General features: G+C 59.7%; 11 protein-coding genes and 1 pseudogene. 5 read left to right on the forward strand and 7 right to left on the reverse strand.

Annotation, left to right across the window (positions count from 1 at the left end; genetic code table 11):
- Positions 1-17 precede the first annotated feature (17 nt).
- The 6 genes from dnaJ to V7080_RS04170 form a co-directional block, all read right to left on the reverse strand.
- Positions 18-1,151, reverse strand: coding sequence for a molecular chaperone DnaJ (gene dnaJ, locus V7080_RS04145; RefSeq protein WP_334187138.1), 1,134 nt, complete (start codon positions 1,149-1,151; stop codon positions 18-20).
- Between the two features lie 102 nt (positions 1,152-1,253).
- Positions 1,254-3,203 carry a molecular chaperone DnaK gene (gene dnaK, locus V7080_RS04150; protein ID WP_334187139.1) on the reverse strand — a complete coding sequence of 650 codons (1,950 nt, stop codon included), beginning with the start codon at positions 3,201-3,203 and terminating at the stop codon, positions 1,254-1,256.
- 94 nt (positions 3,204-3,297) lie between these two features.
- Positions 3,298-3,864: a nucleotide exchange factor GrpE gene (gene grpE / locus V7080_RS04155; RefSeq protein WP_442947178.1), complete on the reverse strand. Its 567-nt coding sequence runs from the start codon at positions 3,862-3,864 to the stop codon at positions 3,298-3,300.
- 497 nt (positions 3,865-4,361) lie between these two features.
- Positions 4,362-5,468, reverse strand: a complete 1,107-nt coding sequence (gene hemH / locus V7080_RS04160) for a ferrochelatase (protein ID WP_334187141.1) — start codon at positions 5,466-5,468, stop codon at positions 4,362-4,364.
- A gap of 45 nt (positions 5,469-5,513) precedes the next feature.
- Positions 5,514-7,160 carry a DNA repair protein RecN gene (gene recN / locus V7080_RS04165; protein ID WP_334187142.1) on the reverse strand — a complete coding sequence of 549 codons (1,647 nt, stop codon included), beginning with the start codon at positions 7,158-7,160 and terminating at the stop codon, positions 5,514-5,516.
- Between the two features lie 72 nt (positions 7,161-7,232).
- On the reverse strand, positions 7,233-8,147 hold the full coding sequence (locus V7080_RS04170) for an NAD kinase (protein WP_442947177.1): 915 nt from the start codon (positions 8,145-8,147) through the stop codon (positions 7,233-7,235).
- A gap of 68 nt (positions 8,148-8,215) precedes the next feature.
- Here V7080_RS04170 and V7080_RS04175 point away from each other — a divergent pair, with 68 nt between their 5' ends.
- Together V7080_RS04175 and hrcA are read left to right on the forward strand one after the other, a co-directional pair.
- Positions 8,216-8,947, forward strand: coding sequence for an HAD family hydrolase (locus V7080_RS04175; RefSeq protein ID WP_334187144.1), 732 nt, complete (start codon positions 8,216-8,218; stop codon positions 8,945-8,947).
- Between the two features lie 4 nt (positions 8,948-8,951).
- Complete coding sequence (gene hrcA / locus V7080_RS04180) at positions 8,952-9,971, forward strand: heat-inducible transcriptional repressor HrcA (RefSeq protein ID WP_334187145.1); 1,020 nt, start codon at positions 8,952-8,954, stop codon at positions 9,969-9,971.
- A gap of 39 nt (positions 9,972-10,010) precedes the next feature.
- On the opposite strand, the gene fur is transcribed toward hrcA, so the two are convergent.
- A complete protein-coding gene (gene fur / locus V7080_RS04185) occupies positions 10,011-10,442 on the reverse strand; it encodes a ferric iron uptake transcriptional regulator (RefSeq protein WP_334187146.1) in 432 nt (143 codons plus the stop codon).
- Between the two features lie 76 nt (positions 10,443-10,518).
- Between fur and V7080_RS04190 the strand changes: the two genes are divergently transcribed.
- From V7080_RS04190 to V7080_RS04200, 3 genes and pseudogenes are all read left to right on the forward strand, one after another.
- Positions 10,519-11,109 carry an outer membrane protein assembly factor BamE gene (locus tag V7080_RS04190; RefSeq protein ID WP_334187147.1) on the forward strand — a complete coding sequence of 197 codons (591 nt, stop codon included), beginning with the start codon at positions 10,519-10,521 and terminating at the stop codon, positions 11,107-11,109.
- Between the two features lie 4 nt (positions 11,110-11,113).
- A complete protein-coding gene (gene dapB / locus V7080_RS04195) occupies positions 11,114-11,920 on the forward strand; it encodes a 4-hydroxy-tetrahydrodipicolinate reductase (protein ID WP_334187148.1) in 807 nt (268 codons plus the stop codon).
- 30 nt (positions 11,921-11,950) lie between these two features.
- Positions 11,951-12,326 (forward strand): annotated as a pseudogene (locus V7080_RS04200) (hypothetical protein); the annotation flags it as partial.

The following is a 12,326-nucleotide window of genomic DNA, read 5'->3' on the forward strand; positions in this document are numbered from 1 at the left end:
CTCAGGATGATTGGCGCTTATTCAAAAAACTCTTTTACCTTGTCTTTCCAGGATTTGCTTTGCGGACTGTGTTTCGAGCCGCCATCCGTAGTCAGGCGCTCGAACTCCTGGAGCAGTTCTTTCTGTCGCTCGGTCAGCTTGACCGGCGTTTCCACGACCACATGACAGAAAAGATCGCCCGCATAGCCGGAGCGCACGCCCTTGATGCCCTTGCTGCGCAGTCGGAATGTCTTGCCGGACTGCGTGCCTTCGGGGATGGTGAACGATGCCTTGCCGTTGAGCGTCGGCACTTCGATCTCACCGCCTAGGGCCGCTTTCGCGAACGATACCGGGATTTCGCAATGGAGATCGTCACCGTCGCGCTGGAATACCGGGTGTTGCTTGATGCGAATTTCGACATACAGATCGCCCGGCGGGCCGCCGTTCATGCCGGGTTCGCCGTTGCCGGACGAACGTATCCGCATGCCGTCGTCGATACCGGCCGGAATCTTGACTTCCAGTGTCTTGTTGCGCTTGATGCGGCCTGCGCCGCTACAAGTCGTGCAGGGAGTCGGAATGATCTTGCCGGTGCCGTGGCATTTCGGGCAGGTTTGCTGAATGCTGAAAAAACCCTGCTGCATCCGGACCTGGCCGTGGCCGCCGCAGGTGCCGCAAGTGGTGGGCGATGTGCCCGGTTTGGCGCCGGAACCATGGCAGGTTTCGCATTCATCCCACGACGGCACACGGATCGTGGTATCGAAACCATGTGCAGCCTGTTCCAGCGTGACTTCAAGGTTGTAGCGCAAGTCCGCCCCGCGGTAGACCTGCGGCCCGGAGCTGCGGCGTCCTCCACCGTTACCGAAAATGTCGCCGAAGATATCGCCGAAGGCGTCGGAGAACCCACCCCCGGCGAAACCGCCGCCGGCACCGAACCCGCCCATGTTGGGGTCGACACCCGCGTGGCCGTAGCGGTCGTAGGCTTCACGCTTCTGCGCATCGGAGAGCATCTCGTAGGCTTCCTTCGCCTCCTTGAATTTATCTTCCGCCCCCTTGCTGTCCGGATTGCGGTCCGGATGGTATTTCATCGCGAGCTTTCGATACGCCTTCTTGATGTCTTCCTCGGAAGCGTTCTTCGCTACGCCCAGTATTTCGTAATAATCGCGCTTTGCCATGTTCTAGGCATCCTAACTTTAAGCAAAAACGCCGAGCCGAGGATCGATGTCGATCACTACGGCCCGGCGAGGCGTCACGGAATGCACCGTGACCCGATACCTTTATTTGTCTTTGACTTCCTTGAAGTCGGCATCGACAACATCTTCTTCCTGCTTCGACTCGGAAGCACCCGCTCCGCCGGCCGCGCCTGTCGCACCCGCCGCACCGGCAGCGCCTGCCTGCTGGGCCTGCATATCGGCGTACATCTTTTCACCGAGCTTCTGTGCCGCGGTGGAGAGTGCTGCGACTTTTCCGTCGATGGCATCCTTGTCGTTGCCTTTGAGGGCTTCTTCAAGTTCCTTGATGGCTGCTTCGATCTTTTCCTTCTCGCCGCCTTCCAGCTTGTCGCCGTATTCGGTCAGGGACTTCTTGGTCGAGTGCACCAGTGCATCGCCCTGGTTGCGCGCGTCGGCCAGTTCCTTCAGCTTCCGGTCCTCGTCCGCATACAGCTCCGCGTCCTTCACCATCTTCTGGATCTCTTCCTCGCTCAAGCCGGAATTGGCCTTGATGGTGATCTTGTTTTCCTTGCCGGTGGCCTTGTCTTTCGCGCCAACATGCAGGATGCCGTTGGCGTCGATATCGAAGGTCACTTCGATCTGCGGCGTACCGCGCGGCGATGGCGGGATGCCTTCGAGATTGAACTCGCCCAGCAGCTTGTTGCCGGTAGCAATCTCGCGCTCACCCTGGTAGACCTTGATCGTCACCGCCGGCTGGTTGTCGTCGGCGGTCGAGAACACCTGGCTAAACTTGGTCGGAATCGTGGTGTTCTTCTGGATCATCTTAGTCATGACGCCGCCCAGTGTTTCGATGCCCAGGGACAGCGGTGTCACGTCCAGCAGCAGCAGGTCCTTGCGGTCGCCCGACAGAACCGAACCCTGAATTGCCGCACCGACGGCAACGGCTTCATCCGGATTCACATCCTTGCGCGGATCCTTGCCGAAAAATTCCTTCACCTTTTCCTGCACCTTCGGCATACGGGTCATGCCGCCGACCAGGATGACGTCCTGGATGTCGGAAACCTTGACGCCGGCATCCTTGATGGCAGTACGGCACGGCTCGATGGTACGTGCGATCAGCTCCTCGACCAGCGACTCCAGCTTGGCGCGGGTAACCTTCATGGTGAGGTGGACCGGCGCGCCGTTGGCCATCGCGATATACGGCTCGTTGATCTCGGTTTGCTGCGACGACGACAGTTCGATCTTCGCGCGCTCGGCCGATGCCTTGATACGCTGCAGTGCGATCGCGTCCTTCGACAGGTCGAGGCCGTTGATCTTCTTGAACTCGTCGATGATGTAATCGATGATGCGCTGGTCGAAGTCTTCGCCGCCGAGGAAGGTGTCACCGTTGGTGGACAGCACTTCGAACTGCATTTCGCCGTCGACGTCCGCGATCTCGATGATCGAGATGTCGAAGGTGCCGCCGCCAAGGTCATACACGGCGATCTTGCGGTCGCCCTTGCCGCTCTTGTCGAGGCCGAATGCCAGCGCAGCCGCGGTCGGCTCGTTGATGATGCGCTTGACATCCAGGCCGGCGATGCGGCCGGCATCCTTGGTCGCCTGGCGCTGTGCGTCGTTGAAGTATGCCGGTACGGTGATCACGGCTTCGGTGACTTCTTCGCCGAGATAATCTTCGGCGGTCTTTTTCATCTTGCGCAAAGTTTCGGCGGATACCTGCTGCGCCGCGAGTTTCTTGTCGCGGACCTGCACCCAGGCGTCGCCGTTGTCGGCCTTGACGATCTGGTAGGGCATCAGGCTGATGTCCTTCTGGACTTCCTTTTCCGCAAATTTGCGGCCGATCAGTCGCTTGACTGCGTAGAGAGTGTTCTTGGGATTAGTAACGGCCTGGCGCTTCGCAGGTGCGCCAACGAGAATTTCACCGTCTTCCTGATACGCGACGACGGAAGGCGTCGTGCGGGAGCCTTCGGAGTTCTCGATGACCTTCGGCTGGCCGCCTTCCATGATCGCCACGCAGGAATTGGTCGTACCCAAATCGATGCCTATGATCTTGCCCATAATTTGTTCCTTTAATGAAAAACTATCGTTCTGTTAATTGAATGTGTGGAGCACGGTTTGTTTTTTCAAGCTTGTCCGGTCCAGCGAATCTTTTTTATTGCGCGACGGTAACCAAGGCGGGCCGCAGCAGGCGGTCGGCGATCATGTATCCCTTTTGCAATACGCTGACGATGGTGTTGGCTTCCTGATCGGCGGGGACCATCGAAATCGCCTGGTGCTTCATCGGGTCGAGTTTCTCGCCTGGCTGGGGATTGATTTCCATGAGGCGGTTGCGCTCGAAGGCCGAGGAAAGCTGTTTCAGCGTCATTTCTACGCCTTCTTTCAGCGAGTCGACCGATGGTGTATCCAGCTTCAGCGCCATTTCAAGGCTGTCCTTCACCGGAACCAGCAATTCCGCGAAGTTTTCGATCGCAAATTTGTGTGCCTTTGCAATGTCGTCCTGCGCCCGGCGACGGATATTCTCCGCATCGGCCTTGGCACGCAGGAACGCATCCTGCATCTCGGAGGCTTTTGCCTCGGCCATGATCAGCCTTTGTTCAAGCCCGGGATCCACAGCCGTAGCTGTCTGACCATCAGGTACAGGCCCCGGATTTTCTGCCACTCCGTTAGGGATGTCATGCATCCGGTCCGTTTGGTCGTGCATTTTCTCTTGGTCTTGCATCACAAAAAAACCTCCAACAATCAATGACTTAACCTCAACACACCTGCTAAATGGGGTTATGCCATATTTTTTCAAGGGGAATTACGCAGGATTTTGGTGATTCTGGGCACCGTGCCTGCAGCAACATTGAGTATTAGCAACGCCGGGGCAAATTTTCAGGCGCACAGTTATTTACTGTTACAGCCCTTACTGCCTGTGCACATCGTTCGCCGGCGGGAGTTATTAATATGGCCTCACCTGAATAGCGACATGAAACTTCCCGCCGCCATGAAACTGCCCATCATCTCCGCTTCCGTCGTTGCTTACAGCCTTCTTTCCGCCGCGTGGATCTGCCACCACGGCCTGGTGTACTTATTCACGCTAAGCTGACCTCCCAGGCTGTGTACGATAGGCCGCTGCGCGGTTCGGCGATTCACCTGCAGTGCGCGGCGTACTTCAATACGCGTGCGCTCCCCCGGTGCATCGCCAAACCGCTCGCAACGCCTGTCAAACAAGCCCTAGGTGACGGCGCCCATGCGCTGCGCCAGGTCGCGCGACAGCGCCGCCGCCCGGTTTTCCTGCTCCCGCGTGGCGGGCGTGACCATGCTCAGCCACCCGCCCATATGGGTTTCGGCGACATCGGCCAGCGCGCGGATCCAGCCGGGAGATTCGTTCAGACAGGGAATGTAGTGAAATTCCTTTCCGCCCGCCGCGAGGAAATCGTGCCTGGCCTCCATGGAGATCTCTTCCAGCGTCTCCAGGCAATCGCTGGTGAATCCCGGACACATGACATCGACCCGCTTGACGCCCTCCCTGGCAAGCTTCTGCAGGGTCGGCGCGGTATAGGGCTGCAGCCACTCGGCCTTGCCGAAGCGCGACTGGAACGTGACCATGTAGCGGTCGGCGCCCAGTCCGAGCCGTGCGGCCAGCAGGCGCGCGGTCTTATGGCATTCGCAGTGATACGGATCGCCGAGTTGCAGCGTCCGTTTCGGCACACCGTGGAAACTCATCACCAGCTTGTCCGGCTCGCCATGCATGTCCCAATACGCCTGCACGGAGGTCGCCAGGGCATCGATGTAGGCTTCCTGGTCATGGTAATGCTTGACGAAGCGCAGCTCCGGCAGGTTGCGCATGCGCGTCAGGTGGGCCGACACGGCATCGTTGATGGAGGCGGTCGTGGTGCCTGAATACTGCGGATAGGCCGGCACGACCAGGATGCGGTCGCAGCCTTCGGCCTTGAGTCGATCGATCGTATCGGCGATCGACGGGCTGCCGTAACGCATCGCATAGGCCACGCGGACGTCATGTCCCCGCTCGCCGAGATAGCCGCGCAGGAGCAAGGCCTGCTTTTCGGTATGCACCTTGAGCGGAGAGCCTTCCTTGGACCAGATCGACGCATACTTCTCCGCCGACTTGGACGACCTGAACGGGAGAATGATGCCGTTCAGGATGAACCACCAGGCGGCTTTCGGAATTTCCACCACCCGGGGATCGGACAGGAATTGCCTGAGGTAGCGGCGGACCGCAGGCGTGGTCGGGGCATCCGGCGTGCCGAGGTTGACGAAGAGCACCGCTGGCCGCGAAATCGTGCCATGGGCATACGACGGTTCTTTATTGAAACCCATTGATCGATACCTTTTTACCTGATCGGTTTGGGCCGGCCTTGGAACCTAGGAGGCCAGCAGTTCCCTGGCATGTTTGCGGGTGGTGGCCGTAATTTCAAGTCCCCCGAGCATACGGGCGACTTCCTCGATACGGGCTTTGGCATCCAGCGCTTCAATCTGCGATACGGTTTTGCCATCCGCGCTGGATTTGCTGACCTGGTAGTGCTGGTTCGCCTGGCTGGCAACTTGCGGCAAATGTGTCACGCACAACACCTGGCGGTCCTGGCCGAGGCGCTTCAGCAGGCGACCGACCACCTCTGCGACGCCGCCGCCGATACCGCTGTCCACCTCGTCGAAAATCAATGTCGGGATCGAGGTGGCGCTTGACGTAATCACGGAAATCGCAAGCGAGATGCGCGCCAGCTCTCCCCCCGACGCGACTTTTGCCAGCGGTCTGGGCGCGGTTCCGGCATGCGCGGCAACCATGAATTCCACCTGCTCCAGGCCATACGCGGCCGGCTCGCAACGATGTAGCGCAATCTCGAATCGCCCGCCTGCCATGCTGAGTTCCTGCATCGCGGCAGTGACCGAGGCGCCCAGCGATGCTGCCGCCTTCGCCCTTCCCTTCGACAGCGTTTCGGCGGCATCGAGATAGGCGGCTTTCAGCTTTTCCTCCTGCGCACGCATCGCATCGAGATCGCTCGCATCGGCCAATTGGCGAAGCTGCGCGGACAAGGTCGCCAATTCTGCGGGCAGGTCTTCCGGCGCGACACGGAACTTGCGCGCCGTCGAATGGATGGCGTCAAGCCGGGCTTCCACTTCGTGCAGACGGTCCGGGTCCAGCTCGACTCGCCCCAGGTAGTCGTTCAATGAATACACGGCTTCCTGCAATTGGATGGCCGCCGGCTCCAGCGCTTCCAGCACCGGTTTCAGCGCCGCATCGACGTCCGCAAGCTTGCTCAGTTTCTGGGTCAGGGCCGAAAGCTGGGACAACATCGGGTTGTCCGCTTCGGAAATGACGGTGAGCGCCTCCTGCGCGCCCTCGATCAGGCTCGCCGCGTTCGACAGCCGGCTATGCTCGTTGCCGATGTCCGTCCACTCGCCCGGCTTGACCGCCAGCTTCTCGAGTTCATTGACCTGCCATTCCAGCCGCTCCCGCTCAAGCAAAACGTTCCTGGCATTGATTTCGAAATCCTCGCGCTGCTTGGCCAGCGCGCGCCAGGTCTTGTAGGCGGCGGCCACCGCTTTGGTCTCGTTTTCCAGCCCGGCCTGGCTGTCCAGGAGTGTCCGCTGCGCATCGGTTTTCAGCAGCGACTGGTGCGCATGCTGGCCATGGATGTCCACCAGCATTTCACCCAGCTCGCGCAATTGCGCGGCGGTGGCGGCACTGCCATTGATATAGGCCTTGGACCGGCCGGCATTGTCGATGACGCGGCGGAGCAGCACTCCGCCCTCTTCATTGGTGAATTCATGCGCTTCGAGCCAGTCCTGTGCCTCCCTGCTGGGACCGAACTCTGCGCTGATGTCTGCACGGGCCGCACCTTCGCGGACGACGCTGGCGTCGCCGCGGCCGCCGAGCGCAAGGGCAAGCGCGTCGATAAGGATGGACTTGCCCGCGCCGGTCTCGCCGGTGAACACGGTGAAGCCTGGCGCGAATTCAAGTTCGATAGCGTCTACGATAACGAAATCGCGAATGGATAATGTGCGAAGCATGTTCAGTCAGTATGCGGGTCTGTGCGAGTCGGGCTGGAAGTCGACGAATGGCAGGCTGGAATGATGGGCCGGCTATTTTAACCGCCCCTCCGCCGATGGGTACTCATGCCAATGGAGTTTCTCGCGCAAGGTGTCGTAATAACTCCAGCCTTGGGGATGCAGAAAGGTAATGGTATGCGCCGAGCGCCTGATGACAATACGATCATGATGCTGCAGGCTGGCCAGCGACTGCATGTCGAAGTTGGCGGTAATATCCCGCCCCCCCATGATTTCCACCTCGATCGCGCTGGTGTCCGGCACGACGATCGGGCGGTTGGACAATGCATGCGGGGCGATCGGCACCAGCACGATGCCCGACAGACTCGGATGCAGCAACGGACCGCCGGCGGACAAGGCATATGCCGTGGAACCGGTCGGCGTGGCGACGATGAGGCCGTCGGAACGCTGGTTGTACATGAACCGCCCATCAACCTCCACTTTCAGTTCCGCCATGCCGGAACCGGCACCGCGGGATACGACCACGTCATTGAATGCGAGCGCCTTGAATATCTGTGCGCCATCCCGCATCACTGTCCCTTCAAGAAGGGTGCGGCTTTCCGACTCCAGTTTTCCGGATAGCATCTCCTCCAGGACGGAAATCATGCTGTCCTGAGATATATCGGTCATGAAACCGAGCCGCCCCTGGTTGATGCCGATGAGCGGTACGTCATAGCATGCCAACTGGCGCGCTATTCCCAGCATGGTCCCGTCACCGCCGACGACGATCGCCACATCGGCGTGCTGGCCGATTTCCGCGGGCGTCATGGCAACAAGGCCTTGCATGCCGACGTTGCGCGCGGTCTCGGCTTCAAAGACGACCGTGTAGCCGTTTTGTGTCAGAAACAGTGCAATATCGGAAAGCGCCTCGGCAATACCGGCCGCCATGTATTTGCCGACGATGGCGACGGTGCGAAATGAGGTATAAGAGGTAGGCTGGGGCAAGGGCATGCTGCAGATTAGACCATAATTTACTTGCCTGTTGCAGTCTCAACATTTGTACTGGATGAATTGTTCCCATGCGCATCAAAGCCGTACTCTTCGATCTTGACGATACCTTGTGGCCGATCATGCCCGTCATCCGGCGTGCCGAGGACGAGCTGTTCGCCTGGCTGCAAGCCCATGTGCCTGCGGTCGCCAGCCGGTTTACCGTCGATGGCCTGCGGGACCGGCGGCGCCGGCTTCTGGAGCAGAATCCCCATTACCGGCTTGATCTGGCGAAGCTGCGGCATGCGGGTTTGACGGAAGCCTTCCTTGCCGCCGGCGAAGATTGCGCCAAGGTCGATCTGGCGATGGCGGTTTTTTCAAAGGCCCGAAATGAGGTCACCCCGTTTGACGACGTGGTACCTGTGCTTGAAAAATTGCGGGGACGTTTTTCCCTGGGTTCGGTATCGAACGGGGTGGCGGACCTGGAGGTGATCGGCTTGGCGAGATACTTCCAGGCATCCATCGCGGCTCACAGTTTCGGCGCGGCGAAACCTGAAGCGGCGATCTTTCAGGCCGCCTGCGACGCGCTCTGCGTTGCGCCTGAAGAAGCGGTTTATGTGGGAGACGATCCATTCCTCGATGTGGAAGGCGCCCATCGCGCCGGTCTGCATGCGGTATGGATGAACCGTGCAGGCCTCGAATCGGCGTTCAGACTCCCGGAACATATCCGCCCCGATGCAACTTTTACAACAATGCATGAACTGCATCAATGGCTCGATACCGCCGATACTATTGGCATGCAACACGGCAGCTCGCTAGAATAACGCCATGCAACTTGATAACCGTGCCCAAACTCTTCTCAAAGCTCTGGTCGAACGGTATATCGCCGACGGCCAGCCGGTTGGTTCGCGCGCCCTGTCGAAAATTTCCGGCCTCGAACTTTCGCCCGCGACCATCCGCAACATCATGGCCGACCTGGAAGAAATGGGCTTCGTCGCCAGTCCGCACACATCGGCCGGAAGGGTGCCCACCCCCCGAGGCTACCGCGTCTTCGTCGACACGCTGCTGACGGTCAAGCCGATCGACGCATCCAGCCTGGAATCGAAACTTCAGCTGCAGTTGCAAAAACATTCATCACAGAAAATCATCGCCAATGCGGCGCAGGTGCTGTCATCACTCTCACAGTTCGCCGGCGTCGTGATGACCCCGCGCCATGAGTCGATCTTCCAGCAGATCGAATTCCTGCGCCTGTCCGAAAAGCGCATTTTATTGGTCATCGTGGCACCCAACGGCGACGTCCAAAACCGCCTGCTGCTGACGAATGTCGATTACTCGCCATCGCAGCTGGTGCAGGCGGCGAACTATATCAATCAGCATTACGGCGGGCTGAGCTTCGATGACGTCCGCACCCGGCTGCAGAACGAACTGCGCCAATTGCGCGATGACATGACGGCGCTGATGCAGGCGGCGGTCGAGGCCGGCAGCGATGCGATGGCCAATACCGACGACGTCGTCATTTCCGGCGAACGGAACCTGTTGAGCGTCAGCGATCTGTCGGCCAACATGACGTCGCTGCGCAAGCTGTTTGAGATGTTCGAACAGAAAACCGGGCTGATGCAATTGCTGGACGTGTCCAGCAAGGCGACCGGCGTACAGATTTTCATCGGCGGCGAATCCCAATTGGTGCCCATGGACGACATGAGCGTGGTCACCGCGCCGTATGAAGTGAACGGCAAGATTGTCGGCACGCTTGGGGTCATCGGGCCGACACGGATGGCATACGAGCGGGTGATTCCGATCGTGGATATCACCGCGAAACTGCTGTCGAACGCGCTAAGTCACTCCTAGCTAAGTCAACGATCCGGGCAACCGGTCCTGCTTGTCCGGTCAGCGCGCGCGATGCGGGCAATCGGCCTTGTTGCAATGGCCGTACAGTGCCAGCGCATGTTCCGCGATGTTGAAGCCGCGCTCGATCGCGATCTTTTGCTGGCGCGCCTCGATTTCCTCGTCATAAAACTCTTCCACCCGCCCGCAGTCGAGGCAGACGAGATGATCGTGGTGGGAACCGGCGTTGAGTTCGAAGACAGCCTTGCCGGTTTCGAAATGATTGCGATGCAGCAGGCCGGCCTGCTCGAATTGCGTCAGCACGCGATAAACGGTTGCGAGGCCGACATCCATGTTCTCGTTCAACAAAATCTTGTAAACATCTTCGGCGCTCAAATGCCGCACCGGACTGTTCTGGAAAATGTCGAGAATTTTGAGCCGAGGCAGCGTTGCTTTCAGGCCGCTGGCTTTCAGCTCGGAAGGATTGTCGGGCATGGCGTTAGGTTGAATGAGATTATCTGCTTTATCATATAGCGTTTTAGCACACTTCCTCAACCGTTTAAATTTCACTATGCGAATGTCGCTCCTCCCCAGTGGACAACCATCGGCGCTTGCCACGCTGTGCCTGGCATTGGCCTGCCTTTCCGGTTGCGCATCGAAAAATCCCCTCATCGATGAGCCAGCCGCCACACCGGTCGCAAGCACTGCACCGCAGCGGAACGAGGCAACGCCGCCAGCAACCGCCACGGCGCCGGCGGCTTCCGCTACCGCTGCAAGCGCCCCCAACACTGGCGTGCAGGCCACCGGTCCGACCGGCGTGCGACGCTTTCTCGGCATCTTCGCCCCCTACCGGGTCGATGTTCAGCAAGGCAATTTTGTATCTCAGGAAATGGTGAACCAGCTCAAGGAAGGCATGACACGCGAGCAAGTGATCTTCGTGCTCGGCACGCCGCTGCTGACCGATGTCTTTCATGCGAACCGCTGGGACTATGTTTTCCGTCTCCAGAAACGGAACGGCGCAGTCATTTCCAGCCGAGTCACCGTGTTTTTCGACAATAACCGGCTGTCCCGGATTGACGGCGGCGCGCTGCCGACGGAGCAGGAATACCTGACCTTCATCGCCGAGGGTGCGCCCGGTGCGGCAGCCCCGACAGGGAAATAAGCCCATGAACACCTTGAAAATCGCGATTGCCGGCGCATCCGGCCGCATGGGCCGCATGCTGATCGAAACCGTACAGAACGCAGACGATGCCGTACTCGCCGGCGCTCTGGATGTGCCCGGATCGCCAGCAATTGGCGCCGACGCCGCCGCGTTTCTCGGCAAACCGTCAGGAATTGCCATCGAGTCGGCACTGGAGAAAGGCCTCGCAGGCGCCGAATTCCTGATTGACTTCACCCGGCCCGAAGGCACGCTCAAGCATCTCGAATATTGCGCGGCGCATGGCATCAAGATGATCATCGGCACCACCGGTTTCGACGAAGCAGGCAAGAAAGCGATTGCCGCGGCAGCCGAACGTACTGCGGTGGTATTCGCCCCGAACATGAGTGTGGGCGTCAACGTGACAATGAAACTGCTGGAAATGGCGGCGAAAAGTTTCTCGCATGGCTATGACATCGAAATCATCGAGGCCCACCACCGGCACAAGGTCGATGCGCCGTCCGGTACCGCACTCAAGATGGGCGAAGTGATTGCCGGCGCAATCGGACGCGACCTGAAGGATGTCGCGGTATATGCACGCGAGGGGGTCACGGGCGAACGTGATCCATCGTCGATCGGTTTTGCCACGATACGCGGTGGTGATATCGTCGGCGACCATACCGTGCTGTTCGCCGGCATCGGCGAACGCATCGAGATCACCCACAAATCCGCCAGCCGGGTCACCTATGCGCACGGTAGTCTGCGTGCAGCACGCTTCCTGGCTGACAAGAAAACCGGCTTGTACGATATGCAGGATGTACTCGGACTGGCCTGATCCTGCGGATCATGCCCTGGCCCGATACACATGAAATCCCCGGCTTCCATCGTCGCGACGCTGATATTGCACGCGGCGCTGTTAGCCGCTGCCGTCGTCGGCTTTTCGACGCAATCCGAGAAGCCGAAAGAACCTCCTGTCATGGCGGTGCAACTGCTGCAGGAACCGGTAGCGGACGTCCCAGCACCTGCACCGCCGGCCGCAGAAGTGCCGCCGCCCATACCGCAGCCGCCTGCTCCGCCCTCACCGCCGCCTCCACCGCCGGCAAAAAAACCCCCGGAACCAAAGCGCAATCCAAAGCCTGCCGTTACGCCGCGCAAGCCGGCGAAACCGGCAGTGGAACGTGCGGAGACTCAAGCACCTGCCCCGGCCCCCGTAACGGACAATGCGCCCTCTGCCCCGGTGC

It is taken from the genome of Noviherbaspirillum sp., from assembly GCF_036846085.1.
GTDB lineage: Bacteria > Pseudomonadota > Gammaproteobacteria > Burkholderiales > Burkholderiaceae_D > Noviherbaspirillum.